At 65.9% G+C, this 26774-nt stretch carries 24 protein-coding genes; 10 read left to right on the top strand and 14 right to left on the bottom strand.

What is annotated here, in order from left to right; translation table 11 throughout:
- Positions 1-163: 163 nt before the first annotated feature.
- Together WBB14_RS23165 and WBB14_RS23160 are read right to left on the bottom strand one after the other, a co-directional pair.
- A complete protein-coding gene (locus WBB14_RS23165) occupies positions 164-1573 on the bottom strand; it encodes a sigma-54-dependent transcriptional regulator (protein WP_424241920.1) in 1410 nt (469 codons plus the stop codon).
- On the bottom strand, positions 1557-3536 hold the full coding sequence (locus WBB14_RS23160) for a sensor histidine kinase (protein WP_424241919.1): 1980 nt from the start codon (positions 3534-3536) through the stop codon (positions 1557-1559). Before WBB14_RS23160 ends, WBB14_RS23165 begins: the two co-directional genes overlap by 17 nt.
- A gap of 292 nt (positions 3537-3828) precedes the next feature.
- On the opposite strand from WBB14_RS23160, the gene WBB14_RS23155 reads away from it, so the two are divergent.
- Positions 3829-5205 carry a dicarboxylate/amino acid:cation symporter gene (locus WBB14_RS23155; protein ID WP_424241918.1) on the top strand — a complete coding sequence of 459 codons (1377 nt, stop codon included), beginning with the start codon at positions 3829-3831 and terminating at the stop codon, positions 5203-5205.
- Between the two features lie 143 nt (positions 5206-5348).
- Here WBB14_RS23155 and WBB14_RS23150 read toward each other — a convergent pair whose 3' ends face one another.
- The 7 genes from WBB14_RS23150 to WBB14_RS23120 form a co-directional block, all read right to left on the bottom strand.
- On the bottom strand, positions 5349-5963 hold the full coding sequence (locus tag WBB14_RS23150) for a Maf family protein (RefSeq protein ID WP_424241917.1): 615 nt from the start codon (positions 5961-5963) through the stop codon (positions 5349-5351).
- 34 nt (positions 5964-5997) lie between these two features.
- On the bottom strand, positions 5998-6468 hold the full coding sequence (rlmH, locus tag WBB14_RS23145) for a 23S rRNA (pseudouridine(1915)-N(3))-methyltransferase RlmH (protein ID WP_013392760.1): 471 nt from the start codon (positions 6466-6468) through the stop codon (positions 5998-6000).
- A gap of 7 nt (positions 6469-6475) precedes the next feature.
- Positions 6476-6877: a ribosome silencing factor gene (gene rsfS, locus WBB14_RS23140; RefSeq protein WP_424241916.1), complete on the bottom strand. Its 402-nt coding sequence runs from the start codon at positions 6875-6877 to the stop codon at positions 6476-6478.
- A 74-nt stretch (positions 6878-6951) separates the two neighbouring features.
- Positions 6952-7539, bottom strand: a complete 588-nt coding sequence (nadD, locus tag WBB14_RS23135) for a nicotinate (nicotinamide) nucleotide adenylyltransferase (RefSeq protein ID WP_424241915.1) — start codon at positions 7537-7539, stop codon at positions 6952-6954.
- On the bottom strand, positions 7536-8447 hold the full coding sequence (gene hemF, locus WBB14_RS23130) for an oxygen-dependent coproporphyrinogen oxidase (protein ID WP_424241914.1): 912 nt from the start codon (positions 8445-8447) through the stop codon (positions 7536-7538). The genes nadD and hemF overlap by 4 nt, the downstream gene beginning before the upstream one ends.
- Before the next feature lie 11 nt (positions 8448-8458).
- Complete coding sequence (purD, locus tag WBB14_RS23125; RefSeq protein WP_424241913.1) at positions 8459-9766, bottom strand: phosphoribosylamine--glycine ligase; 1308 nt, start codon at positions 9764-9766, stop codon at positions 8459-8461.
- Positions 9767-9905: 139 nt separating this feature from the next.
- Complete coding sequence (locus WBB14_RS23120; RefSeq protein ID WP_424241912.1) at positions 9906-10637, bottom strand: YebC/PmpR family DNA-binding transcriptional regulator; 732 nt, start codon at positions 10635-10637, stop codon at positions 9906-9908.
- A 161-nt stretch (positions 10638-10798) separates the two neighbouring features.
- Between WBB14_RS23120 and WBB14_RS23115 the strand changes: the two genes are divergently transcribed.
- From WBB14_RS23115 to WBB14_RS23105, 3 genes are all read left to right on the top strand, one after another.
- Positions 10799-12325 (top strand): helicase HerA-like C-terminal domain-containing protein, encoded by a 1527-nt coding sequence (locus tag WBB14_RS23115; RefSeq protein WP_424241911.1) that lies wholly within the window; start codon positions 10799-10801, stop codon positions 12323-12325.
- A gap of 152 nt (positions 12326-12477) precedes the next feature.
- Positions 12478-13545, top strand: a complete 1068-nt coding sequence (locus WBB14_RS23110) for a tartrate dehydrogenase (protein WP_424241910.1) — start codon at positions 12478-12480, stop codon at positions 13543-13545.
- Between the two features lie 34 nt (positions 13546-13579).
- A complete protein-coding gene (locus WBB14_RS23105; protein WP_424241909.1) occupies positions 13580-14539 on the top strand; it encodes a hypothetical protein in 960 nt (319 codons plus the stop codon).
- A gap of 54 nt (positions 14540-14593) precedes the next feature.
- Here the strand turns inward: WBB14_RS23105 and WBB14_RS23100 are convergent, their stop codons facing one another.
- From WBB14_RS23100 to WBB14_RS23080, 5 genes are all read right to left on the bottom strand, one after another.
- Complete coding sequence (locus tag WBB14_RS23100; protein ID WP_424241908.1) at positions 14594-16192, bottom strand: DHA2 family efflux MFS transporter permease subunit; 1599 nt, start codon at positions 16190-16192, stop codon at positions 14594-14596.
- On the bottom strand, positions 16189-17382 hold the full coding sequence (locus tag WBB14_RS23095; protein WP_424241907.1) for an efflux RND transporter periplasmic adaptor subunit: 1194 nt from the start codon (positions 17380-17382) through the stop codon (positions 16189-16191). Before WBB14_RS23095 ends, WBB14_RS23100 begins: the two co-directional genes overlap by 4 nt.
- Before the next feature lie 22 nt (positions 17383-17404).
- Positions 17405-18826, bottom strand: a complete 1422-nt coding sequence (locus WBB14_RS23090) for an efflux transporter outer membrane subunit (protein WP_424241906.1) — start codon at positions 18824-18826, stop codon at positions 17405-17407.
- 98 nt (positions 18827-18924) lie between these two features.
- Entirely contained in the window at positions 18925-19431 is a 507-nt protein-coding gene (locus WBB14_RS23085; protein WP_424241905.1) for a MarR family winged helix-turn-helix transcriptional regulator, read from the bottom strand.
- A 33-nt stretch (positions 19432-19464) separates the two neighbouring features.
- Positions 19465-20361 (bottom strand): DMT family transporter, encoded by an 897-nt coding sequence (locus WBB14_RS23080; protein WP_424241904.1) that lies wholly within the window; start codon positions 20359-20361, stop codon positions 19465-19467.
- A gap of 74 nt (positions 20362-20435) precedes the next feature.
- Between WBB14_RS23080 and WBB14_RS23075 the strand changes: the two genes are divergently transcribed.
- From WBB14_RS23075 to WBB14_RS23050, 6 genes are all read left to right on the top strand, one after another.
- Positions 20436-21413 carry a DMT family transporter gene (locus WBB14_RS23075; RefSeq protein WP_424241903.1) on the top strand — a complete coding sequence of 326 codons (978 nt, stop codon included), beginning with the start codon at positions 20436-20438 and terminating at the stop codon, positions 21411-21413.
- A 71-nt stretch (positions 21414-21484) separates the two neighbouring features.
- Positions 21485-22474, top strand: a complete 990-nt coding sequence (locus WBB14_RS23070) for a quinone oxidoreductase family protein (protein ID WP_424241902.1) — start codon at positions 21485-21487, stop codon at positions 22472-22474.
- Positions 22475-22738: 264 nt separating this feature from the next.
- Positions 22739-24250: a phenylacetaldehyde dehydrogenase StyD gene (gene styD, locus WBB14_RS23065; RefSeq protein ID WP_424241901.1), complete on the top strand. Its 1512-nt coding sequence runs from the start codon at positions 22739-22741 to the stop codon at positions 24248-24250.
- A gap of 69 nt (positions 24251-24319) precedes the next feature.
- On the top strand, positions 24320-25201 hold the full coding sequence (locus tag WBB14_RS23060) for a transporter (RefSeq protein WP_424241900.1): 882 nt from the start codon (positions 24320-24322) through the stop codon (positions 25199-25201).
- A gap of 32 nt (positions 25202-25233) precedes the next feature.
- The gene (locus WBB14_RS23055) at positions 25234-26424 is read left to right on the top strand and encodes an amine dehydrogenase large subunit (RefSeq protein WP_424241899.1); all 1191 of its coding nucleotides are present in this window, start codon (positions 25234-25236) and stop codon (positions 26422-26424) included.
- The coding region (locus tag WBB14_RS23050; RefSeq protein WP_424241898.1) for a MauE/DoxX family redox-associated membrane protein at positions 26421-26774 on the top strand (354 nt) is incomplete at its 3' end. The genes WBB14_RS23055 and WBB14_RS23050, both read left to right, overlap by 4 nt.

Here is a 26774-nt window from a genome sequence, read left to right as displayed (position 1 = left end):
TTATTCCGCAGAACCCCACAGGTAACCCCTGTGGGGTTTTGTCTTTGTGGCGCCGCAGTGGTCGTGTGATACCGCCGGGCCGCATCCAATGAAAAATCCCTCGCAGGAAGAGTCCTGCGAGGGATTTTGTTTTTGGAGAATCGTTACGTGCGGCGCTCGCGGCCTATTGCTGGGTATATTGCTGGCGGTCTATGCCATGGCGTTGCAGTTTGTCGTAGAAGGTCTTGCGCGGAATACCTAGGGATTCCAGGGTGGCCTTGATATCGCCCTGATGGGTCTGGAGCGCGTCGCGGATAAGTTGAGCTTCGAAGCGTTCCATCCGTTCTGGCAGACTTTCGGCAACGCCCGAGGTGGCGGCGGTTTGCGGGGCAGGTGTATTGAGCACGCCTAGCACTACGCGTTCAGCGAAGTGCGCGAGTTCACGCACATTGCCGGGCCAATCGTGCGTCATCACGTGCTGCTTGATGGATGCCGGCATCTCGGGAATGTCGCGCTGGAAGCGGCGCGAGGCGTGGCCAAGATAATGGGCGAACAACAGAGGGATGTCCTCGCGGCGTTCGCGCAAGGGCGGAATCCGGATGGTGACGACATTGAGCCGGTAGAACAGGTCTTCGCGGAATTTGGCGCGTATGGCCGGGCTGCCCAGGTCTTCCTTGGTGGCGGCGACCACCCGCAAGTCCAGGTTGCGCACGTCGTTGCTGCCTAGAGGTGTGATCTGGCGCGACTCGAGCACGCGCAGCAGCTTGACCTGCACGGCCAGCGGCATGCTTTCGATTTCATCCAGGAACAGGGTGCCGCCGCTGGCATGCTCGATGCGGCCGATGCGTTTCTTCTGGGCGCCGGTGAACGCGCCGGCCTCGTGGCCGAAGAGTTCGCTTTCGATCACGCTTTCGGGCAGGGCGCCGCAGTTGATCGCCACCAGCGCGCGGTGCCTGCGGCGGCTCAAACGGTGCAGCGCGGTGGCCACGACTTCCTTGCCGGTACCGGTTTCTCCTTCGACCAGCACGTCCACGTCGGCATCCGCGATGTGGCGCAGTGTCTGCTTGATCCGCTGCATGGCGGGTGCGGCCCCGATGAAAGGAACCTCGTCCGCTTCGACGGCGAAGGCGGCTTCGCGCAGGCGGCGATTCTCGAGCACCAAGTGGCGCTTTTCCGCAGCGTGCATGATGGCGGTAATCAGCCTGTCGGCGGCATAGGGCTTGGCCAGGAAATCGTAGGCGCCATCTCGCATGCACTGCACCGCGGTCGCGATGTCGCCGTGCCCGGTAATGAGGATGACCGGGATGTCGGGATCGATTTCGCGCAGGCGCTGGAACAGCTGCAGGCCGTCCATGTCGGGCATGCGGATATCGCTTACGACCACGCCGTCGAAATCGCGGGTCAGGGCGGGCAGCGCCGCGTGGGCGCTGGCATGCGCAGCCACGGCAACGCCATGGAGCTTGAGCGTCTGGGCATTGGCGCGCAGCAGTTCCTCGTCGTCGTCGATGAACACGGCGTGCGGCGCAAATGGCTGGCGCAGGCTGTCGTCGAGGGAGTTTGTCGCGTTGGATGGGAGCTCAGGTGCGCGGGTCATGATGGAGGCTCGTAGCGTTGCTCTGGTCAGGCGCCTTGCGCAACGTCAGGATGAACATCGCTCCGCTGCCCGGGGCATGCGGAGCGGGAAAGGCAGGATCCGAGGGGCCTGCGGCGATCAAGTCGCCGCCGAATTCGGCGACGATGTCGCGGCAGATGACCAGGCCTAGGCCCAATCCTTCCGGCTTGGTCGTGTGGAACGGCGTGAACAGGCGGGCACGGGCTGCGGGAGACAGGCCTGGGCCGTTGTCGCTGACGTAGATCTGCAGCGTGGCGCCCAGGTCCTGCAGCGCGATGACGATGCGGCCGTCCGGCAGGCCTTCCAGGGCTTCCATGGCGTTCTGCAGCAGGTTCACCAGCACCTGTTCCAGCCGCACGCGATTGGCCTGTACGTAATAGCTCTGGCCCTCGGGTGGCCGTTGCAGCACGATACCCTGGCGCCGCGCGCGCGGCGCGACCAGCAGCAGCGCGCCTTCCAGGCAATCTTTCAGGCTGGTCGGTCCTACCGAGGCGCCGGCCTTGCGGGAAAAGGCGCGCAATTCCCCGGTGATGTGGCCGATCTTGTCAGTCAATGCGGCGATGGTACCCAGGTTTTCCTGCGCGGAGCCGCCATCCTGGCGGCGCAGGAACTCGGCGGCATTGTCGGCATAAGCGCGTATCGCGGCCACGGGCTGATTGATCTCGTGGGCGACGCCGGCAGCGACCTGGCCCAGCAGCGCAAGTTTGCTGGCCTGGACCAGTTCTTCCTGCATGGTGTGCAGGCGGGCGGCGGTGCGCTGGCGCTCGTCCATTTCATCGACCAGCTGTTCGTTCACCCTCAATAACTGAGACGTGCGTTCGTCCACCAGCGAGGCCAGCTGTTCATGGATGGCGGCCTGCTGCTCGGCGCGTTCGCGGTTGCGATGGCGGCGAAAGAGTACGAGGCCGGCAATGGCAGCCAGCGCGCTCTGCGCCAGCAATGCGCCCAGTTGTGCGTTGGCCGTGGCCTGATTGACGGCCGTTTGTACGGGTGACAGCAGGTGCAGAGTCCAGCCGGGCGATTCGACGATGGGCAACGTGGTGTGCAGCAACGGGGCGCCCGCCGCGATCTGAGGCAGCGTTGCGTCCGCGCGGACCAGTTGGCCGTTGCTGACGGGCTGCAGAGGCGGCTTGAGCGGCAGGGGCTGGAACATTGCGTCGCCGAACTGCAAGCTGGTGCGCAGCGTCCGGGCCAGGGTGGGCGAGAGCGGCGCCAGCACGTCGAAGCGCCAGTCGGAGATGCTGCCCAACAACACCACGCCGTGCTCGTCGGTGACAAAGATGGGCGCATTGGATTGGCGCCAGTCGGCCTCCAGATCGCGGAAGTCCACTTTCAGAACGACAACCCCCAGCATGGCGCCGTTGGCTTCGTCGACGCGGCGCGATAGGTATAGCCCAGCCTCATGGCTGATCGTGCCCAGGGCGAAATGCTCTGCCGAACCATGGGCGACGGCACCCTGGAAGTAGGGCCGGAACTGGTAATCGACCCCGACGAAGGTGGCGGGTTCGCGCCAATTGCTGGCTGCGATCGCCAGGCCTTTCTTGTCCAGCACGTAGATCGCGGACGCGCCCACGCCGCGGCTGAGCGTGTCGAGTTTCTCGTCCAGGGATTCGATCTGCCCGCGCGAGCCGCCCTGCAAGGCGGCGCGCACGTCGACGTCGCGCGTCAGGACGAAGGGCAGCGCCCGGAATTTGTCCAGGTTGTTGCGCAGCAGGGCGGCGTTGATCTGCGCTGCGCCGCGCGCCTGAGCCGCCGCGTTTTTCAAGGCGCCTTCGCGCGCCCAGAGCGTGGCGGCATGCAGTACGCCGAAGACGATGGCGATGCCCAGCAGGATTGCGGCTGCCCGCCAGGACCAGGGCCAAGCGGATGCGGGTGGACGGCGTGCCGGTCGGTTGGCCTGGTCCGGAGCGGGACCCGGGTTGCGGGAGGAGGATCGGGCTTCCATGGATTGTGCGGTTTTTCGCACATTCTATATCGATTTTGTGTGAAATTCCGCCATCAGACCCTGCGTCAGCTCCTACTTGGAGGAAAAAATTCATTTCCAATCAATGGCTTGGGATATGCGGACGAAGTTGAGGTTGTTGGCACGGGTCTTGCATAGATAAGTCCAAGCCCCGCGGCCTCCAGTGCGGGGTGAAATCGGCCCGCGATGACACGCGCAAGCCAGAAAACAGATAACGCCCCGTCGCCCGCGCTGAACCGCCCGGAGCAAGGGGCCTTGGTGGGGACAAATCCCAATGATCGACGTGGATCAAGTCGCGCCCGCGCGCAAGCTCAAGTTCTATCAAATCCTCTATGTACAGGTGATTTTCGCCATCGTGGTGGGCGTGCTGTTGGGCGCGTTCAAGCCCGAACTCGGCCAGCAGATGCAGCCGTTGGGCGACGCCTTCATCAAATTGGTGAAGATGATCATCGCGCCGGTCATCTTCCTGACCGTGGCCACCGGCATCGCCGCTATGAGCGACCTGAAGAAGGTCGGCCGCGTGGCGGGCAAGGCCATGCTGTATTTTCTGGTGTTCTCCACGCTTGCGCTGATCGTGGGCATGATCGTCAGCCATATCGTCCAGCCGGGCGCCGGCATGCACATCGACCCCAGGACTCTGGACGAAAAGGCGGTGTCGAGCTATGTGGCCAAGGCGCATGACTCGACCATTACGGGCTTCCTGATGAACGTGATCCCGACCACGATCTTCAGTCCGTTCGTAGGCGGCGACATCCTCCAGGTGCTGTTCGTGGCGGTGTTGTTCGGCATCTCGCTGGCCATGGTGGGCGAGCGCGGCCAGCCCATACTGAACTTCATGACCGCGCTGGCCCAGCCGGTCTTCAAGCTGGTCGCGATCCTGATGAAGGCCGCTCCCATCGGCGCCTTCGGCGCGATGGCTTTTACCATAGGCAAGTACGGCATCAAGTCCGTCATCAATCTGGCGATGCTGGTGGGCACCTTCTACGCGACCTCGGTGTTGTTCGTGGTCGTGGTGCTGGGCCTGGTCGCGCGCTACAACGGGTTCTCGATCCTGAAGCTGGTGCGCTACATCCGTGAAGAGTTGCTGCTGGTGCTGGGCACCAGCTCTTCCGAGGCTGCGCTGCCCACATTGATGCAGAAGATGGAGCGCGCCGGATGTTCGAAGTCGGTGGTTGGGCTGGTCGTGCCCACCGGCTATTCGTTCAACCTGGACGGCACCAATATCTACATGACGATGGCGGCCTTGTTCATTGCGCAGGCTTGCGACATTCCGCTGTCGCTGGGCGACCAGATCCTGTTGCTGCTGGTTGCGATGCTGAGCTCCAAGGGCGCGGCGGGCGTGACCGGCGCGGGCTTCATCACCCTGGCGGCCACCCTGTCGGTGGTGCCCTCCGTGCCGGTTGCCGGCATGGCGCTGATCCTGGGCGTGGACCGCTTCATGTCGGAATGTCGCGCGCTGACCAATCTGGTCGGCAACGCGACCGCCACCGTGGTCGTGGCGCGTTGGGAAGGGGAACTTGATCAGGAACAACTGCATGCCGCGCTCGAGGGCGAGCTCCAACCCGCGCCTGTTCCTGCCCCGGTTCCGGCCCACGAGGCGCCCAGCAGGGCTGGCGCCGTGCCCATGGGCCAGCCCATGCAGCAGGGCTGAAACGACGCAAAGCCGAAGTGGCCCGCACGCTGCCGCATCTGCCGATGCGGGCAGCAGTCCCGAATAGTGGGGTGCCCGATGATGAAAAAATCCCCCGGACCGCGAGGTTTCGGGGGATTTTTTTCAGCCGGAGACCGCGACTTTCAGGGCACCTCAATGCCCGCCGCGCGCATCAGGTTCGCGGTTTCGAACAAGGGCAAGCCCATCACGCCGGTATAGCTGCCGGCGATATGCGAAATGAACGTGCCTGCCAGACCCTGGATGCCATAGGCGCCGGCCTTGCCGTAGGGTTCGCAGCTATCGCAGTAGCGGCCGATTTCCTCGTCCGTCAGGTCGCGCATGCGGACCTCGGTGATGGATACGGCTTCCAGCAACCGGTTTCCGGTCCAGACGGCGACGGCGGTGTGCACTTCATGCACGGAACCCGCCAGGGCGCGCAGGATGCGCATGGCGTCGGCGCGGTCGGCGGGCTTGCCCAGGACCGCGCCCGCCAGGATGACCGTGGTATCGGCAGCCAGCAGGGGTAGTTGCGGCATGTCCTGGCCGAGCATCCAGTCGCGGCCGCGCAAGGCCTTGTCCCGCGCGGTGCGCTGGACGTAGTTTGCGGCGCTTTCGCCGGGATGCTGGGGTTCGTCTTCGCCCGGCGGGGCGGGCACGAGCAGGACTTCGTGGGCCAGGCCGATCTGGGTCAGCAGCTCGCGCCGCCGGGGACTGGCCGAGGCAAGGTAGAGGCGCGCGGGGGTTGCGGAGTCGGTCATGCGTCAGCGAAAAAGGTGCGCGCCTGCCTGGCGGTCACGCGCGGTGGTAGGGATGATTGGTCATGATGGCCCAGGCGCGGTAGAGCTGTTCGGCCAGCACCACGCGCACCATGGGGTGCGGCAGCGTCAGCGATGACAGACGCAACTGTCCGGCACAGGAGGCCTTCAGGCCGGCATCCAGCCCATCGGGGCCGCCGACGAGAAACGCGACGTCCTGGCCGCCGGCGCGCCATTGTTCCAGCTTCTGCGACAACGCCATGGTGGTGAGGTCGCGTCCGCGTTCGTCCAGCGCCAGGCGCAAGGCGCTGGCGGGCAGGGCGGCTTCGATCCGTTTGGCTTCGGCCGCCATCATCTGGGCGGGCGTCTTGCCGGTGGTGCGGGGTTCAGGCTTGATTTCGCGCAGTTCCAGCGCGCAGTCGGCCGGCAGGCGTTTGGCGTAGTCGTCCCAGGCGGTTTGCACCCAGTCCGGCATTCGCGTGCCCACGGCCGCGACGATCAGCTTCACGGCGCGCTCAGTACTCTGCGTCGTGCGCGCCGTCGTTGGCGACCGGCGCGGGGCGGGTGGACTCGGGCAGCAGCTTCACGCGCACCGGCTTGCCGCCCCAGATTTCTTCCAGGTTGTAGTACTGGCGGATGGCGGGCTGCATGACGTGCACGACCACGTCGCCCAGGTCGACCACGACCCATTCGCCGGTGTCTTCGCCTTCGATGGTGATGCCGGAGAGATCGAGCGCGCGGCCACGATCCGCCACGCTGGAAGCGAGGGCGCGGGTTTGCCGGTTGGAGGTGGCGCTTGCAATCACGACGCGATCGAACAGGCTGGTCAGATGCGTGGTGTTGTAGACCTTGATGTCTTGCGCCTTGACGTCTTCGAGGGCGTCGATGACGGCGCGTTGGAGTTTTTGGATATCCATAGCTGTAAATATAACCCGCGCGCGGACAGCGGATGCTGGCCCCGTGGCGCTTTCAGCGCCTGGCGGGTGTGGGTTTATCGGTAAAGATGGTGCGCCGCAATATAGGCGGCGACGGGTGCCGCAAGCAGGCCGTCGGTGGATTCGCCGAGCGCCAGGCGCTGACGGATCTGCGAGGCCGAAACCGGCATGGGGGTAAAGGGCAGTTCCTGTAATTCGCGCCCCTGGTTGCGCAGGTGCTCGGCCAGCGCCGGCGGGGCGCTGAGCGCGGTGCCGGGACGGGTGGCGACGGCCAGGTCCACCAGGCTGGCGATGTCCTGCCAGTCGCGCCAGGTGCAGAAATTGGCCAACTGGTCGGTGCCCAGCAGCCAGACATAACGCGCGTCCTGGGGCAGGGCGCGCAGCGTGTCTATGGTGTAGGTCGCGCCGCCGCGCTCGATTTCGATGGGATTGGTGCCCAGGCCAGCGTGGCCGGCGATGGCCAGTTGCAGCATGTCGCGGCGCTGTTCGGCCGTGGCGTGCAGCGCCGCGCGTTGCCAGGGATTGGCTGCGGGAATGAGCTGCACCTCATCCAGGCCGAGCGTCTGCAAGGCATTCTGCGCCAAGGCGATATGCGCAACGTGGACGGGGTCGAAGCTGCCGCCCAGAAGGCCGATGCGCTTCAAACCCAGTCCCGCGGTTTCAGGTAGGCGGCCAATTCCGCCTCGGGCGTGCCCGCTTCGGGTTGCCAGTCGTAGCGCCACTGGGCCAGCGGCGGCATGGACAGCAGGATCGACTCGGTGCGCCCGCCGGACTGCAGGCCGAATAGCGTGCCGCGGTCGAAGACCAGGTTGAATTCGACGTAGCGGCCGCGGCGGTAGGCCTGGAAGTCGCGCTCGCGTTCGCCGTAAGCCTGGCCACGGCGGCGCTCCACGATGGGCATGTAGGCGGGGAGGAAGGCGTCGCCCACCGAGCGGGTCAGGGCGAACGAGGCGTCGAATCCGGGCGCATTCAGGTCGTCATAGAAAATGCCGCCGACGCCGCGCGTTTCATTGCGGTGCTTGAGGAAGAAGTACTCGTCGCACCAACGCTTGTAGCGCGGGTAGTAGTCGCCTCCATGGCCGGCCAGCGCATCGCGGCAGGCGGCGTGGAAATGGCGGGCATCTTCCTCGTACGGATAGTAGGGCGTCAGGTCGATGCCGCCGCCGAACCAGAAAACGTCGGCCTCGTCGTGGCCGGGCCGGGCGGCCGCCAGGAACATGCGCACGTTCATGTGCGTGGTGGGAACATAGGGATTGCGCGGGTGCAGCACCATGGACACGCCCATGGCTTCCCATGAGCGGCCGGCGAGTTCGGGACGGTGCGCGCTGGCCGAGGGCGGCAGCTTGCTGCCCTTGACGTGGCTGAACAGCACGCCGGCCCGTTCGAACAGCGAACCGCCTTCCAGCAGGCGCGACAAGCCGCCGCCGCCTTCGGGCCGCACCCATTCGTCACTGCGGAAGGCCGCGCCTTCAGCGGCTTCCAGGTCGCCGACGATGCGGGTCTGCAAGCCGGTGAGGTAGTCCCGGACGGAGGAGACGGGCAAGGCGTTCATCGAGGTTCCGGCTAGGCGTTGGGCTTGGACTTCTGCTGCGAAGGCTTGAGCGCGCGCCAGCCGATGTCGCTGCGGTACTGGCGGCCGTCGAAGTGAATGCCGTCGATCGCTTCGTAGACGCGGTCGCGGGCCATCTTGACGGAGTCGCCCAGCGCCGTGACGCACAGCACGCGGCCGCCGGTGGTCTTCACTTCGTCGCCGTCGAGCTGGGTGGCGGCGTGGAACACCATGCAGTCCTCGGCATCGGCGGGCAGGCCGCGAATGACGTCACCGGTGCGCGGTGTGTTGGGGTAGTTGTGCGCGGCCAGCACCGCGCCTAGCGCGGTGCGGCGGTCCCAGACGATGTCGGCCTGGTTGAGCGTGCCGTCGACGGCGTGCTCCAGGGCGTCCAGCAGGTCGCTCTTGACGCGCATCATGATGGGCTGGGTTTCCGGATCGCCCATGCGGCAGTTGAACTCCAGGGTCTTGATCTCGCGGTCGGGGTCGTCGCCGGGGGCGATCATCAGGCCGGCGTAGAGGAAGCCCGTGTACGGGATGCCGTCGCGCGTCATGCCCTGCACGGTCGGCAGGATGATTTCGCGCATGATGCGGTGGTGCAGTTCCGGGGTGACGATGGGCGCGGGCGAATACGCGCCCATGCCGCCGGTATTGGGGCCCTGGTCGCCGTCCTGCAGGCGCTTGTGGTCCTGGCTGGTGGCCAGGGCCAGCACGTTGCGGCCGTCGCACATGACGATGAAGCTGGCTTCCTCGCCCACCAGGCATTCCTCGATGACGACGCGCGCGCCCGCGGCGCCCATCGAGCCGTCGCCCAGCATGGCATCCACGGCGGCATGCGCTTCTTCCAGCGTGGCGGCAACCACGACGCCCTTGCCCGCGGCCAGGCCGTCGGCCTTGATCACGATGGGGGCGCCTTCCTGGTCGATATAGGCATGCGCCAGGGCCGGGTCGGTGAAGGTTTCGTAGCGGGCGGTCGGGATGTTGTGCCGGACCATGAAGGCCTTGGCGTAGTCCTTCGAGCTTTCCAGCTGGGCGGCGGCCTTGGTCGGGCCGAAGATCTTCAGGCCGCGGGCGCGGAACACGTCCACCACGCCGGCGGCCAGGGGGGCCTCGGGGCCGACGACGGTCAGGGCGACGCCTTCGCGTTGCACGAAATCAGCCAATTCCTCGGCATTGGTGAACGGGATGTTCTCGATCTGTTCGGCGCGCTGGGTGCCGCCGTTGCCCGGAGCGACGTATACCTTGTGGACCCGCGGGGAGCGGACCAGCCGCCAGGCGAGAGCATGTTCGCGGCCGCCAGAGCCAATTACCAGGAGTTTCATGTTGCGTGGTTCTTAAGGTTGCCAGTCGAGCGCCGCAAGGCGCCAGCCCGTGGAGTAGGCCAGGGAGCCGGGCGAGCCCGGATCCGGTGACAGCGTGGCGTCGGGAAGGCAGGGCCCGCCCGGCGCCAGGGTAAGGGGATTACTGCGCTTCGTCGAAAACGACGTTCGTATAGACTTCCTGCACGTCGTCCAGGCCTTCCAGGGCGTCAAGCAGTTTCTGCATCTTGATGGCGTCTTCGCCGGCCAGTTCGGTCTCGTTCAGGGCCTTCATGACGATGCCGTCCACCTCGGCCTTCAGGCCGGCGGCGTCGAAGGCGCTGCGCACGGCGGCGTAGTCGGCCGGCGCGCAGACCACTTCGATCACGCCTTCTTCGTCGGTCGTCACGTCTTCGGCGCCGGCCTCGAGGGCGGCTTCCATGACCTTGTCTTCCGAGGTGCCGGGCGCGAACACGAACTGGCCGCAGTGCTTGAACATGAAGGCGACCGAGCCTTCCTGGCCCAGGTTGCCGCCGTTCTTGGCGAAGGCGTGGCGCACTTCGGCCACGGTGCGGGTGCGGTTGTCGGTCATGCAGTCGACGATCACGGCCGCGCCGCCGATGCCGTAGCCCTCGTAGCGGACTTCTTCGTAGGCCTCGCCGTCGGCGCCACCCGCGCCGCGCTGGACGGCGCGCTGGATGTTGTCCTTGGGCATGTTGGCGTCGGTGGCCTTGTCCCAGGCCATGCGCAGGCGCGGGTTGCTGTCCGGGTCCGGGCCGCCGGCACGCGCCGCCACGGTGATTTCACGAATGATTTTGGTCCAGAGCTTTCCGCGCTTGGCGTCTTGGCGCCCTTTGCGGTGCTGAATATTGGCCCATTTGCTGTGTCCGGCCATGGCTTCCCAGGGTAAATTGTCTGCAAAGAGCGCATTTTACCGTGCCAGCGCCCGGCGCGCCCGGGGGCGGACCGCATGTGTCCATATTGCCACGCGCACAAGGGGCGCGGCAGGCTCTACACTTGGGCATCCATCTGATTCCCTGGTCCGGAGAGCTGCACATGCCCAACCCCATCGTCATCGCCAAGAATGCACAGACCGAGTTGGCGCTGCTGCCTGCCCTGGCCAATCGCCACGGCTGCATCACCGGGGCCACGGGTACCGGCAAGACCGTCACCCTGCAGGTTTTGGCGGAGTCCTTTTCCCGTATTGGCACGCCGGTATTCATGGCCGACGTCAAGGGCGACCTGACCGGCATTTCCCAGGCCGGCGCCGGCACTCCCAAGCTGCTCGAGCGCCTGAAGAATCTGGGCCTGAGCGAGCCGGCTTGGGCGGCCAGCCCGGTCACGCTGTGGGATGTGTTCGGCGAGCAAGGCCTGCCGGTGCGGGCCACCGTGTCGGACATGGGGCCGCTGCTGCTGTCCCGCATCCTGGAATTGAACGACACGCAGGAAGGCGTGCTGACGCTGGTCTTCAAGGTCGCCGATGACGAAGGCCAGCTGCTGCTGGACCTGAAGGACCTGCGCGCCATGCTGCAGAACGTCGCCGATCGCGCCTCGGAGCTGAAAACGCGATACGGCAATGTGTCTTCCGCCAGCATAGGCGCCATCCAGCGCGGCCTGCTGGCCCTGGAATCGCAGGGCGCGGAGAAATTCTTCGGCGAACCCATGCTGGACGTGGCCGACCTGATGCGCACGGACGCCCAGGGCCGCGGCATGGTCAATGTGCTGGCAGCCGACAAGCTGATGCAGGCGCCGCGCCTGTACGCCATCTTCCTGCTGTGGCTGCTGGCGGACCTGTACGAGAAACTGCCCGAAGTGGGCGACATGGACCAGCCCAAGCTCGTGTTTTTCTTCGATGAAGCCCACCTGCTGTTCAACGACGCGCCTGCCGCGCTGCTGAACAAGATCGAGCAGGTGGTGCGTCTGGTCCGCTCCAAGGGCGTGGGCGTCTATTTCGTGACCCAGAATCCGCTGGACATCCCCGACACCGTGCTGGGGCAGTTGGGCAATCGTGTCCAGCACGCCTTGCGGGCGTTCACCCCACGCGATCAGAAGGCCGTGAAGACGGCTGCCCAGACGATGCGTCCCAATCCGGGGCTGGACATCGAGGCGGCCATCACCGAGTTGGGCGTGGGCGAGGCGCTGGTGTCGCTGCTGGACTCCAAGGGGCGGCCGATGCCGACCGAACGCGCCTACATCGTGCCGCCGGCAAGCCGGATCGGCCCGGCGACCGACGCCGAGCGGCAAGCGCTGCGCCAGGGCAGTCCGCTGGCATCCAAGTATGAAACGGCTATCGACCGGGAGTCCGCCTATGAAGTGCTGGCCGGACGCGCGGCCAAGCCGGCGGATCAGGCCGGCGCGGCAAAGAACGGCTCCGCGCAGCCCGAAGGCAAGGGCGCCGCGGAAGAGTCGGGCGGCGGCCTCATGGACAGCCTGAACGACGTCTTGTTCGGGTCGACCGGTCCGCGCGGCGGCAAGCGCGATGGCGTCGTGCAGACCATGGCCAAGAGCACGGTCCGGTCAATTGCGCGTGAGTTGACCCGCGGCATATTGGGCTCTTTGCTCGGCTCGAAAGGCCGGCGTTGAAGCCCTGGCCCGGCGCGCTTGCTGGCAGCCGCTCGCGCGCCTGATGGGGAACCGAACCGAGTAATATTTTCGTGCAATGATAAAGAGGCTGCGCGTAGCCGTTGAGACTATGGCCGCGCGCGAGGCATCCAAGGAAAACAAAGGAAGACGTGGTGGCAAAGAAACACAAGATTGCGGTGATCCCTGGAGACGGGATCGGCAAGGAAGTCGTGCCCGAGGGCTTGAAGGTGCTGGACGCGGTCGCAACGCGATTCGGCATCGATTTCCAATGGGACCATTTCGACTGGAGCTGCGACTACTACGCCAAGCACGGCAAGATGATGCCGGACGACTGGCAGGCGCAGATTGGCCAGCACGAAGCGATTTTCTTCGGCTCCATCGGCTGGCCCGCCACGGTGCCTGACCACGAAGCGCTGTGGGGTTCGCTATTCAAGTTCCGCCGCGAGTTCGACCAGTACATCAATCTGCGCCCGGTGCGCCTGATGCCTGGCGTACCTTCGCCGCTGAAGGACCGCCAGCCTGGCGAGATCGATTTCTTCATCGTGCGCGAGAACACGGAAGGTGAATACTCCAACAGCGGCGGCCGCCTGTTCGCTGGCACCGAGCGCGAAGTGGTCATCCAGGAAAGCGTGTTCACGCGCATCGGCGCCGACCGCGTCCTCAAGTTCGCCTTTGAACTGGCGCAGAAGCGCGGCAAGCACCTGACCGCGGCGACCAAGTCCAACGGCATTTCCATTTCGATGCCGTGGTGGGACGAGCGCGTGGCCGACATGGCTGAGAAGTATCCGGACGTGCGCTGGGACAAGTACCACATCGACATTCTGTGCGCGCATTTCGTGCAGCATCCCGACTGGTTCGACGTGGTGGTGGCTTCCAACCTGTTTGGCGACATTCTGTCCGATCTCGGTCCGGCTTGCACGGGCACCATCGGCATCGCGCCTTCGGCCAACCTGAATCCGGAGCGCAAGTTCCCGTCCCTGTTCGAACCGGTGCACGGTTCGGCGCCGGACATCTACGGCAAGGGCATCGCCAACCCGATCGGACAGATCTGGAGCGGCGCGCTGATGCTGGATTTCCTGGGTTATCCGGACGCCTCGGCGGCCGTGGTCAAGGCTATCGAAACCGTCCTGGCGGAAGGTCCCCGTACCCGGGACATGAAGGGCGCCGCCTCCACCGCCGAGGTCGGCAGCGCGATTGCCGCGCTGATCGCGGCGGGCTGAGGCAAGCTAATCGCAAGGCATGCCAGGCAAGTGAATGGACGAGTCTGGCTTTTCCTCCTCTGCTACCCATGTGGGAGGAGGACGGGCCGACCGCTTTGTGCGCAAGCTGTTCCGCATGCTGCGGTCGCGCACGCAAAGGCATAACCAGCACTTGTGGCCCTTCGTCCGGATCTGGAGGGATAGATCCGGCGCGATCGGCGGCTTTCGCGCCTTTGGCCGGCCGCAGCCGGTCACGCCGCTTGCCCAGGGATACGATCCTGCCGACGAGGAAGTGCATCTGATCCTGAGCGGCCCATCGGTCAGCCAGATACCCTACGACCGGCTGGACATCCGTGCGGCGATGGGCGTGAATGGCGCCATTGTGCTGGCGCGCAAGTTCGACCTGCCGTTCAAGTACTACTGCATCATCGACCAGAACTTCGTCCGCGAACGTATCGACCTGGTGCGCGAGATCGTGTCGCGCGACCTGACCTTGTACGTTTTGCCCGAGGTCCTGCGCTACATCATGCAGGGGCTGCCGCAAGAGGCGATCCGCTGCCGCATCTGCGTCATTGAACTGATCTCCGAACGGGCCTACCAGCGCATCGCCGCGCCGGCCGTGCTGCAGCGCATGGCGGCGGCTTCGCCCGACGTGCAGTTGCTGGACGCGAAACGGGGCATGGGATTCAGCTTCAATGTGGAGTTGGGCGTGTTCGATGCCGATACCGTGGCCTATGCCGCCTTGCAGGTACTGGTATCCAGCGGCGCCCGCAAGGTCTATGCGCACGGGCTGGATTTGACCCTGCAAAACGGCTTGCGCTTCTATGACGAAGGGCAGGCGCCCCAGTCCAGCAGGCTGGCGCGAAAGTTCTCGCACCTGATCGAACCGTCGTTTCGCTTCGCCGCCGCGCAATGGCGCGCCCGCGGCATCGCGGTGTTCAATCTGTCGCCCATCAGCGCCTTGCCGGCCGACATCATCGAACGCGCCGACTGGCACGCCTTGCTGAAGGAATAGTTTTTTTGCGGCCAGGCCCCGGACGCAACGGTCCGGGACCAGGCCTGGCCCGCATCAGTGCGCGCCGGCCGCCGCTTCGGCCGCGCCGCCGCCGCCGGCCTGGGCCGAACGTGGACGGGCGAACCAGACCAGGCCGGTCAGGGCCAGGAAGATGATGGCGGACGCGTAGAACACGTCCACCGCCGACATGGTGAAGGCTTGCGTGTTGATCAGGCCGTCCACCATGGTCAGGGCTTGCTGATGCGTCATGCCCAGCCCGTTCTGCAGCGCTGCCATGGTCTGGTCGAACGCCTGCTGGCCGGGCTTGGCGACTTCGGTCAGCTGCGAGTGGTGCATGGTCGCGCGGTTTTCCCACAGCGTGGTGGCAATGGACGTGCCGAACGCGCCCGCTGTCAGACGCAGGAAGTTCGACAGGCCCGAGGCTGCGGGAATGCGCCACGGTTCGATGCCGGACAGCGTGATCGAGGTGAGCGGCACGAAGAACGTCGCCATGGCCGCGCCCTGGATGATGGTCGGGACCATCAGCGTGCGGACGTCGGTCTGGGTGTTGAATCCCGAACGCATGAAGCACACCAGCGCGAAGATCAGGAACGCTACCGTCGCGATCTGCCGCGGGTCGCGCGTGGCCAGCATCTTGCCGACGATGGGCGTCAGTAGGATCGCGAGCAGGCCCACCGGGGCGGTCACCAGCCCCGCGTAGGTCGCGGTATAGCCCATATTGCTCTGCAGCCATAGGGGCAACAGCACCACGTTGCCGAAGAAGACGCCGTAGGCCACCGCCAGCGTCAGCGCGCCGACCGTGAAGTTGCGGATCTTGAAAAGGCGCAGGTCCACCACAGGGTGCGCGTCGGTCAGTTCCCAGATCAGGAAAAAGACGAAGGCGACGAGGGCGGTCGCGGCCAGTGCGATGATGGTGCCGCTGGCGAACCAGTCCAGCTCCTTGCCCTTGTCCAGCATGATCTGCAGCGCGCCCACCCACACCACCAGCAGCGCCAGGCCGACTTTGTCGATCGGCAGCTTGCGCGTGACGGACTCGCGGCCGCCATAGATGCGCCAGCTGATCCAGGCGGCCAGCAGGCCCACCGGCACGTTGATGTAGAAGATCCAGGGCCAGGTGTAGTTGTCGGAGATCCAGCCGCCCAGCAAAGGCCCGGCGACCGGCGCGACCAGCGTGGTCATGGACCAGACCGCCAGCGCCATGCCCGCCTTGGACTTGGGAAAGCTCGCCAGCATCAGCGCTTGCGATAGCGGGATCATGGGGCCGGCGACGGCTCCTTGCAGCACGCGGAATGCGATCAGCGCTTCCAGCGACGGCGCAAAGCCGCACAGCCATGACGCCAGCACGAACAGCAGCGTGGAAATCAGGAACAGCCGCACTTGGCCGAAGCGTTGCGTGAGCCAGCCCGTCAGCGGCACCGTGATCGCGTTGGCGACAGCGAAGGACGTGATGACCCAAGTGCCCTGGCTGGTGCTGACGCCCAGGTCGCCCGAGATGGTGGGAATGGACACGTTCGCGATCGAAGTGTCCAGCACGTTCATGAACACCGCCGTGGACAGCGCGATGGACCCGATGATGCGGGTCGCGCCTTCCAGTGGCGGGTAACCGCCAGGCGGGGGCGCCGGCTGGGCGGCGGACTGCTTTGTTGCGCTCATGATGCGAGATTGGCCTCGATGATCTTGCTGATCATGGCGTCGACTTCATCGTGGGCCGGTTCGAAGGCGCGCGTCGACCAGGCCGGCTCCTTGCGCTCGGCCTGCGTCAGCGGTTCGCCTTCCTGCTTGCCCACGTCCACTTCCACGTCCATCGACAGGCCCACGCGCAGCGGATGCTTCTTCAGGTCTTCGGGATCGAGCGCGATGCGCACCGGCACGCGTTGCACCACCTTGATCCAGTTGCCGGTGGCGTTCTGGGCGGGCAGCAGGGCGAAGGCGCTGCCCGTGCCGGCGTCCAGCCCGGCGATGGTGCCGTGGTAAATGACTGAACTGCCGTACAGGTCGGCAACCATCTTGGCGGGCTGGCCGATGCGCATCTTGCGCAGCTGGCCTTCCTTGAAGTTGGCTTCGATCCACACCTGGTCCAGCGGCACGACCGTCATCAGGGCGGAGCCGGGCGCGACGCGCTGACCGACCTGCACGCTGCGCCGGGCCACCACGCCGCCCACCGGGGCGGGCAACACGGTGCGCGATTGCGCCAGCCAGGCGTTGCGCAGGCCGGCTGCGGCCTGGCGCACGTCGGGGTGGTCTGCGACCGTGGTGCCCTCGGTCAAAGCCTGGTTGGTGGCCAGCTTGGCACGCGAGGCGGCCAGCGCGGCGCGGGCTTGCGCCAAGCCCGATTGGGCGGACTTGAGCGCGGCTTCGGCGTGCAGGATTTCTTCGCCGCTGACGCCGCCGGACTTGGCCAATTGCTGGCGGCGATTGACGTCGCTTTGCGCGCGGGTCAGTTCGGCCTGGGCGCGCAGGATATCGGCGTTGCGCAGGTCGACGTCGGCGGCCAGGGCGTCGTTCTGGACATAGATGGTGCGCACCTGGCGTACCGTTTGCGCCAGCTTGGCCTGGGCCTGGTGCAAGGCCACCTCGGTATCGGCCGGATCCAGGCGCACCAGCGGCTGGCCGGCGGCGACGGTTTCCGTGTCGTCGGCCTCGATGGCCACGACCGTGCCGGGCACCTGGGGCGTGATCTGCACCAGATTGCCGTGCACGTAGGCGTCGTCGGTGCTTTCGAAATGGGCGCCGAACAGCGCCCACCAGATGCCGTAGGCGATCGCGATGAGGATGAAGGCCCCGGTGGCCAGCAACAGCAGGCGTTTGCGGGCGGGGTTGGCGGCGGGAGTAGCTGCGGTCATGACGTCTGAATCCGGGGAGCGTTCAATGGGTTGGGTTCGTGGCGGGGGCGGACTCGGCGGCAGGGGCGTAGCCACCGCCCAGCGCACTGGCGAGGTTCGCGTCCAACTGATAGGCGCGGATACGCAGATCGGTGTCCAGCCGCGCCTGGGTCAGCACGCCGGTCTGCGCGATGAGCACGGAGATGTAGTTGCCCATGCCGGCCCGGTAGCGTTTGACTGCCAGGTCATAGGCGGCGTCGATGGCTTCGCGGGCCTGGCGTTGCTGGGCCTTTTCCTGGTCCAGCAGGCGCAGCCCGTCGAGCGCGTCGGCCACTTGATGCACGGCGTCCAGCACGGTCTGGTTGTAGTCCGACACCGCGAGGTCGGCATCCGCGCGACGGCCTGCCAGGTTCGCGTTCAATTCACCGCCGTGGAAGATCGGCAGCGTGACGGCGGGGCCGAAGCCGGCCATGCGGGCGTCCGCGCCCAGCAGGTTGCCGGTGCCCATGGCCTGGAAGCCGACGAATGCCGCCAGGTTCACGTTGGGGTAGAACTCGGCCTTGGCGCTGTCGATGGCGTGGCGGGCGGCCTCGGCGCGCCATTTCGCGGCGGTGACGTCGGGGCGGTGGCCCAGCAGGTCTAGCGGCACGCTGGCGGGCACGCCGCCGGCGGGGGCGGTAAGCGCCACCGGCTGCAAGGATTGTCCGCGTTGCGGGCCGGCTCCGGCCAGGGCCGCGACCTGGTTGCGCAACTGCGCCAACGTGGTGTCGGTCTGGGTCAGTTCCACCTTGCCGGCGGCCAGCGACGATTCCGCCTGCTTGACTTCCACCTGGGTGTCCAGCCCGGCCGTGTAGCGGCCCTGGGTCAGCGACAGCACCTCGGCGCGCTGGGCCAGCACGCGGTTGAGCACGTCGCGCTGGGCAAAGGCGTTCTGCAGGTTCAGGTAGGCGCGGACCATGGCGCCGGCCAGCAGGTTGCGCGCCGCCTGCGCGTCGGCCGCGGCAGCGGCCTGCTGCGATACGGCCGCTTGCAGGCGCGAGCGGTTCTTGCCCCAGAAGTCCAGCTCATAGCTGAAGTCCAGGGCCAGCCGGTTGTCGCTGACGACCGAGCCGCCCATGGGCGCGGGGTAGATGTAATCCTTCGACAGGTGCTCGCGGGTCAGCGTGTAGTTGGCATCCACCCGGGGCAGCAGCGGCGCGCGCGCGATGCCGACCGCGGCGTTGGCCTTGGCCAACCGTGCCTGCGCGGCGCTCATCGAGGGGTTGTTGGCCAAGCCCTCGTCCAGCAGGACATTGAGCTGCGGGTCGCCGTAGCGCTGCCACCACTGGGTCTCAGGCCAGGCCGTGTCTTGGCTGGTGAGTCCCAGCTTGGCTCCGTCCAGCGTCGCCACGGGTTCGGAGCCGGATTCCATCAATGCGCAACCGCTCAGGGCCAGCACCAATACGGTAGTGATAAGGCGTTTCATCCTGACTGTTTGCTGAAAGTAGTTGATTAATCTGTATTTGCCTAGGCAATTATTATGCCAAATAAAACCCCGGGAATCGGGGCATGCCGGAGCGGCTGTCAGCGCTCTGGAGGCGCTGACGAGGCGGAGCCGTTGGCGATCATGCGGCGCAGGAGGTGTTTCAACTGCGCGACTTCGTCGATGGAGAATCCGCGCAGATGGTGATTCAGCACCCGCGCGATATTGGGAGGGATCTCGCGCGCCTTGGCTTCGCCGACTTCGGTAAGTTCGATCTTGACGACGCGGCGGTCTTCCTGGCAGCGGTTGCGGCGCAGCAGGCCCTTGGCTTCCAGCCGATCCAGCGCGCGGGTCATGGCGCCGGTGTCCATGCCGGTGAGCCGGGCTAGCTCCGCGGGCGTATCGGCACGCCCCTGGAAAACCAGCAAAATGGGGCGCCATTGCATGGCGGTGAGATCCAGCGGGGCCATTTCCTGATCCAGCATCCGGTTCAATGAATTGGAGACCAGTTTGATCAGGAAACCGGCGTTGTCCTCCATCAGGCAGCGGGCGTCGCCGCGGTAATGGACGGGGGTGTCGGACGAAGAGGGGGGAGGCGCAGCAGTCATATGCGCCGAATTTTACTGCCTAGTCAGTTATTGTCAAGGCTGTATCTTTGCCGGCTTGTCGGGCCGCGCAGCCGCTGGAGCCTGCTTGCGCAGGCCCGACCAGACAATGGCGGCCACGATCAGGGCGGCGCCGGCCATCATGCGGGGCGTGGGCTCCTGGCTGAACAGGACCCAGGCGAAGCCGATGGCGTACACGGGTTCCAGCGCGATGACCAGCCCGGCGCTGCGCGCGTTCAACCGCGTCAGGCTGGACACGAACAGATAGTGCGACAAGCCCGTGCAGAAGATGCCTAGCAGCGCCAGCCAGAACCAGTCCAATGCAGGCAGGGCGGGCAGTTGGGATACGGCGAACGGCAGCATCACCAGAGCCACCACCAGGTTTTGCCAGCATGCTACCTGCATCGGGTCCATGCCCGAGGCCGAACGGCGGTTGCTCAAGGCCAGCAGCGCGAAACTCAGGCCCGACAACAGGCCCCAGGCCAGGCCGATGGTGCCCTGGTCGGCCAGGTCGAACGACGGCGTGACCAGTACCAGCCCGGCGGTCACCAGGCCCAGCAGCAGCCATTCGGTCGGGCGGATGCGCTCACGGAACAGCAGCCCCTCGAACAGGGTGATGAACGCGGGGAAGCTGGCGAAGCCGAGCGTGGCGATGGCGATGCCGCCCACCTTCACGGCGATGAAGAACGTGACCCAGTGTCCCGCCAGCAGGGCGCCCGACACCACCAGCACGAACAACTGCGCGGGCGTCAGGGCGCCCAGCAGCGGCTTGCGGCGCATGCGGGCGAACAGCCCCAGCGCGAGTACCGCGAATATGGCCCGGCCCAGCGTGATCACGGCCGCGCTGGCCTGGATCAGTTCGCCGAACACGCCGGTCAGGCCGAACAGTACGGCGGCAACGTGGATGTAGGTGAGAGCGCGGTGTCGGGTCATGCGTGAGACAAATATGGCCAGGAAAGCGTGGGCAAAGGCGTGCGGTGTTTTTGCACTGAACATAAAATCATCGCATGAATCGCCTTGCCAAGCTTTTGCCGTCCTTCCGTCCTTCCAATCGCGCTACCGGTTTCTTCCTGGCGACCCTGGGCGCCGTCCTGTTTTCGGCCAAGGCCATCGTGGTGAAGTTCACCTACCGCTACGGCATCGACGCGGTCACCCTCATTGCCTTCCGCATGCTGTTCGCCATGCCGTTCTTCGCGGCGGTGGCCTGGCACCAGTCGCGCCGCGCGGCGCGCGGCGAAATCCCCGTCATGACCTGGAAGGAACGCGCGCAGGTCTGCGTGCTGGGCCTGCTGGGCTACTACCTGTCCAGTTTCCTGGACTTTCTGGGCCTGCGATACATCACCGCCAGCCTGGAGCGCCTGATCCTGTTCCTGTCGCCTTCGCTGGTAGTGCTGCTGTCCGCGTTCTGGTTCAAGCGTCCGGTCGAGCGCCGCCAGTGGATGGCCATGGCGCTGTCCTACGCCGGGGTCGTGCTGGTGTTCGCCCATGACCTGTCCTTCGGCGGGGGCGAGGTGCTGTTAGGGTCTTTGTTCGTTTTCGGATCGGCCGCAAGCTATTCTGTGTACCTGATCTGTTCGGGAGAACTGGTCAAGCGTTTGGGCGCGACGCGTCTGGTGGCGTATGCCATGCTGGTGTCCTGCGTGGCCTGCATCATCCAGTTCTTTGTCGTGCATCCCCCGGCCATGCTGATCCAGCCTGCCGGAGTCTATGGTTATTCGGTGATCCACGCCACGCTGAATACGGTGGTGCCGGTGTTCATGCTGATGTGGGCGGTAGCGCTGATTGGCGCGCCCACCGCGTCGCTGTTGGGCATGGTGGGGCCGGTATCGGTGCTGTTTCTGGCGTCGTGGTTCCTGCAGGAGCCCATCACGGTGTGGCAGATGGCGGGGACCGCGTTGGTGCTGGCTGGCGTATTCGTGCTGATGGGGGGCGGGGCCGGCAGGCTGGCGTCCACCAGGCAGGGCGAGGCCCGGCCATCGCGTTGAATCTGGTTTTTCTCGTTCAAGGGCCGCAGACAGGCTCTCGTTAGCATTTTTTCCAATGAAAGGAGGCCAGCATGGCCAGCAATCTCGTCAAGGCAATTCGTATCGAGCAGCACGGTGGTCCTGAAGTCCTGAAGCTGGTCGAGGTCGAAGTGCCTCCGCCCGCCGCCAATGAAGTCACGATCGAGCAGCACGCCGCCGGCTTGAACTTCATCGATATCTATTTCCGCACGGGCTTGTATCCCCATCCGCTGCCGCACGGCCTGGGCTTCGAGGGTGCAGGTGTGGTGACCGCCGTCGGCGCCGATGTCACGCATCTGAAGAAAGGCGACCGCGTCGCCTACGGCCAGAGCCCGATCGGCGCCTACGCCAAGGCGCGCAACGTGCCGGCCGCGCAGGTCGTCAAGGTGCCCAAGGGCATCGGCTTCGACGAAGCCGCTGCCCTGATGCTCAAGGGCCTGACGGTGCAGTACCTGTTCCGCCAGACCTACCGCCTGCAAGGCAACGAGACCATTCTGTTCCACGCGGCCGCCGGCGGCGTGGGCTTGATCGCATGCCAATGGGCCAAGGCCCTGGGCGTGAAGCTGATCGGCACCGTCTCCAGCCCCGAGAAGGCCGAGCTGGCCCGCGCCAACGGCGCTTGGGAAACCATCGACTACTCGCGCGAGAACGTGGCCGAGCGCGTGCTCGAACTGACCGGCGGCAAGAAGGTGCCGGTGGTATATGACGGCGTCGGCAAGGACACCTGGGAGACCTCGCTGGACTGCATCGAGCCGCGCGGCCTGATGGTGAGCTTCGGCAACGCGTCCGGCCCCGTGTCGGGCGTCAACCTGGCGACGCTGAACCAGAAGGGCTGCCTGTACGTGACGCGTCCGTCGCTGGGCTTGCACGTGAACACGCTAGCCAAGCTGCAAGCGGCCTCCGAGGAGCTCTTCGACCTGGTCCTCAAGAAGAAGATCAAGGTCCGCATCGACCAGCGCTATACGCTGGAGCAAGCCGGCGAGGCGCAGACCGCGCTGGCCGGACGCAAGACCACCGGCGCCACGGTGCTGATGCTGGACTGATCCGGAAACCATAATGTGCGGCGCCCGCGAGGGCTGCCGCGCCAGGCCCGGCACCGCGCTGCGCGCGTTGCCGGGTTTTTTTTTCCAGGAGGCATCCTGGGGCGAAAGCCCTGTCGGGGGACACCAAGCCCGCATGAGCGGGCGCGGCGCAGGGGCCTTTCCCGTTCCGCCGTGCGCAGAATGACAAATCGCCATGCACGGTCCGACAAGCCTTCCGGGAATGCCGTTGCTATTCTGGCTTCAACCATTTCGTTGGAGCTTCGAATGTCTTCAGCAAGCGCTAGCGCTGCCGGCCACGCCGGTTCTGATCGCCCGGAACTGGGTGCCATCCGCGAATCCATGTTCATCGATGGCAAGCCGGTGCGCGCAGGGCAGGGCGCGCCCATCGCCGTCCATGACCCCGCCACCGGCGAGGTCATCGCCCATCAGCCCGACGCCGGGCCGCAGCAGGTGGACCTGGCGGTACAGGCCGCCAGACGCGCCTTCGAATCCGGGCCGTGGCGCGACATGCTGCCTGCCGGACGCGAACGCCTGTTGCTGAAGCTGGCCGACCTGGTCGAGCAGCACGGCACTGAACTGGCCCGCCTGGAGACCCTGAACAACGGCAAGCTGCTGGGCGTGGCGCAAGGCCTGGAAGTCGGCTCGGGCGCGCAATGGCTGCGCTATATGGCGGGTTGGGCGACCAAGATCACCGGCGACACGCTGTCGCTGTCCATACCGTTTCCTCCCGGCGTCCGGTATAGCGCCTATACCGTGCCGCAGGCCGTGGGCGTGGTGGCGGCGATCATTCCATGGAATTTCCCGCTGCTGATGGCGATCTGGAAGATCGCGCCCGCCCTGGCCGTGGGCTGCACCGTGGTGCTCAAGCCCGCCGAGGAAACGCCGCTGACCGCGCTGCGACTGGCCGAATTGGTATTGGAGGCTGGTTTCCCGCCGGGCGTGGTCAACGTCGTGACCGGCCGGGGCGAGACCGCTGGCGCCGCACTGGTCGAGCATCCCGGCGTGGACAAGATCGCATTCACCGGATCGACCGAAGTCGGCAAGCTGATCGGCCGTGCCGCGATGGACGACATGAAGCGGGTATCGCTGGAACTGGGCGGCAAGTCTCCCTTGATCGTGCTGGATGACTGCGACGTCGACCGCGCCGTGCAAGGGGCGGCTGCCGCCATTTTCTTCAACCAGGGGCAGGTGTGCACGGCAGGCTCGCGCCTCTATGTGCAAAAACGCTTGTACTCCAAGGTCGTGGAGGGGCTGGCAGACCTGGCCGCCGGCATGAAGCTGGGTTCGGGATTCGATCCCGCCACGCAGGTCGGCCCGCTGGTATCGGCCCGCCACCAGAAGCGCGTCATGGATTACATCGGCATCGGGCGCAGCGAGGGCGGACGCGTGCTGGCGGGAGGAGACAGCGGCAGCGGCGCAGGCTACTTCGTGCAGCCCACCGTTTTTTCCGATGTGCCGCAGGGTGCGCGCATCGCCCGCGAGGAAATCTTCGGCCCCGTCGTGGTGGCGCAGCGATTCGACACCCTGGATGATGCCGTGCGGCTGGCCAACGACAGCGTCTACGGCCTGGGCGCCAGTCTCTGGAGCAACGATCTGGGCCGGGTGCAAAGCCTGATTCCGCGCATCGACGCCGGAACCCTCTGGGTGAACACGCACAACATGCTGGATCCCAACATGCCATTCGGCGGATTCAAGCAATCCGGCATCGGCCGCGAGCACGGCCGCGCCGTGCTGGATATGTACCTGGAGCGGAAATCGGTTTGCATCGCTTACTAGAACAGTGATCGCGCGGTCCAAGCCGGGACATACCGGCGGCCGCGCCTTCATGAAACCAAGGGGAAGTGCATGGCAGGCAAGGCAGATTGCCGGGCCCGGAGACGCGCGGCGCTGTTGCTGGCGTGCGCGGGGGCGTCGCAGGCGGCTTGGGCGGGAGACCCCAGCGCGCGCGATTGGATACCCGCGCCGGTGGGCACCAACATCATCGCCGGATACATGGCGGGACTGAGGTCTTCGGGCTTGTATGCCGAAGGCAAGCGCGTGGACGGCGGGTCGGTCGACGTGAACACGCTGGTCTACCGGCAGATGCACTATCGCGATTTCTACGGCAAGACGGTGCAGCTCGAATTCATCGTGCCGATGGTCCGGACCTCGCAGGACCTGCCGGGCATGGCTGGCGACCACCAGACCGGTATCGGCGACGTGACGCTCGGTTCGGCGATCTGGCTGTACAACAACCCGCAGACCAAGACCTGGTTCGCCTGGGAACCGTTCGTCGTGGCGCCGGTGGGCCGCTACGACGGCTCGCGTCCCGATGTGTCGCCGGGCAAGAACCGCTGGTCCACCGTCCAGGATTTCTCTTTCGTGCAGGGCTTGGGCGAATCGACCTACCTCGAAGCCATCGCGGAAGTGGAGATCTACGGCCGCAATACGGACTGGCATGGGCAGACGCTGAAGAAGGATCCGTCGTTCCGGTTCTTCGCCCTGGCTTCGACCAACCTGACGCCGGATACCTACACCGGCATCCGCTACCGCTATGAGACGGGCGGGCGCGAAATCTCGTCCGGCGAGACCGTCGCCACGCGGGCGCGCAATCACCAGCTGGCTGTCGAACTGACGCATCAGATCAACGACGCCAACCAGATTCAGATGCAGTACATCCACGACCTGAAGGTCGAGAACGGACCGCGGATGCGTGGCGTGCAGTTGCGCTACGTCTATGCGTTCTAGGGGAACCGGATCATGAGACCAGGAGAATATCGATGAACGCGCTACGCGCCAGATCATGCGCATCGCGGGCCGCACGGTGGGCGCTGTGCGCCGCGCTGCTGGCCGCGGCGGGCCTAGCCCGGGCGGACCTGCCCGTGGAAGAACTCAAGGGCGGCACGCGCCTGCCGCCGGCCACGCCGCACCGGCTGTATGTGATGGACGCCGTCTTCAATCACCTGGTCGACAGCCGGGTCAACATCTATGACGGCGACACCCTGAAGTTCCTGGGTCTGGTGCCCACCTCGTTCAACGGTCACATGACCGTGTCGGCGGACGGCAAGGACATCTACGTCATGACGACCTATTACGAGCGGCTGAACCGGGGCAAGCGCACCGACGTGGTGGAGGCCTGGGACGCTGAAACGCTCACGCCCAAGTACGAGGTGCCGATCCCGCAGAAGCGCGCGCAGGCGCTGAACTACCGCAACTACCTGCGGCAGAGCACGGACGGAGAACTGCTGTTCGTGCAGAACGCCACGCCCGCGTCTTCCGTCACGGTGGTGGACTTGAAGACGCGTCAATTCGCGGACGAGGTGACCGCGGCGGCGGGCTGCTGGAGCATCATCGTGCTGCCTTCGCGTCCGCGCAGCTTCGCCAGCATTTGTGGCGACGGCGCGCTGGTGACCGTCGACCTGGACCAGACCGGCAAGCCGGCCGGGCAACAGCGCAGCCAGCCCATGTTCGATCCGGAAAAGGATCCGATCTTCACGCATGCGGAGAACCTGGGGGATACCTACTACTTCGTGTCCTATAACGGCAACGTCTACAGCACCGACTTCAGCGGCAAGGACGCCGTGTTCGGCAAACCCTGGTCGCTGCTGGACGCCTCGGGCAAGGACCAGGGCTGGCGTCCTGGCGGCTACAACCTGCTGGCCGTGAACCAGGCCAGCAAGCGGTTGTACGTGGGCATGCATCCGAACGGGGCCGAGGGCACGCACAAGACGCCGGCCGCCGAAATCTGGGTCTACGACCTGGCCACGCACAAGCGGATAGCCCGCGTGCCGGGTCAGAACGCCTTGTCGATGTCGGTATCGCAGGATGACCAGCCGCGGCTGTACACCATCGACGGCGGCAACGTGAATGTCTATGACGCCGCCCCGGTCGCGCCGATCCTCAAGGGCACGATCCAGGCCGCGGGCGAAACCGCGCTGCAGGTCGAGCCACAGCCGCGAGGTGCACGATGAACGATCCCGTGCTGCTGTATGCCGCGAGCGCGGCGCTGGCCTGCGTGCTGCTACTGGGCGCGCTGGAGAAGCTGAAGGACATGGCGGGCTTTGCCGCCGTCGTGTCGGCCTACCGGATTCTGCCTGCGGGATGGAGCGGCGCATTCGCCTGGACCTATGCATTGACCGAGGCGCTGGCCGGAGCCTTGCTGCTTGCGCCGTCCTGGCAGGCGGCGGGCGCGCAGCTGGCGCTGCTGGTGCTGGCCGCGGCCACGCTGGCGCTCGCCTTCAACCTGCTGCGCGGACATCGCGACATCGATTGCGGCTGCGGCGGGCCCGCGTCCCGCGGCCCGGGCCGCGGCGCGCAGCGC

Origin of the sequence: Achromobacter sp. (assembly GCF_049647645.1) — a bacterium.
Taxonomy (GTDB): Bacteria; Pseudomonadota; Gammaproteobacteria; order Burkholderiales; family Burkholderiaceae_B; genus Achromobacter.
The sequence above is the reverse complement of the archived record's forward strand: the minus strand, read 5'-3'. Positions and strand labels throughout refer to the sequence as shown.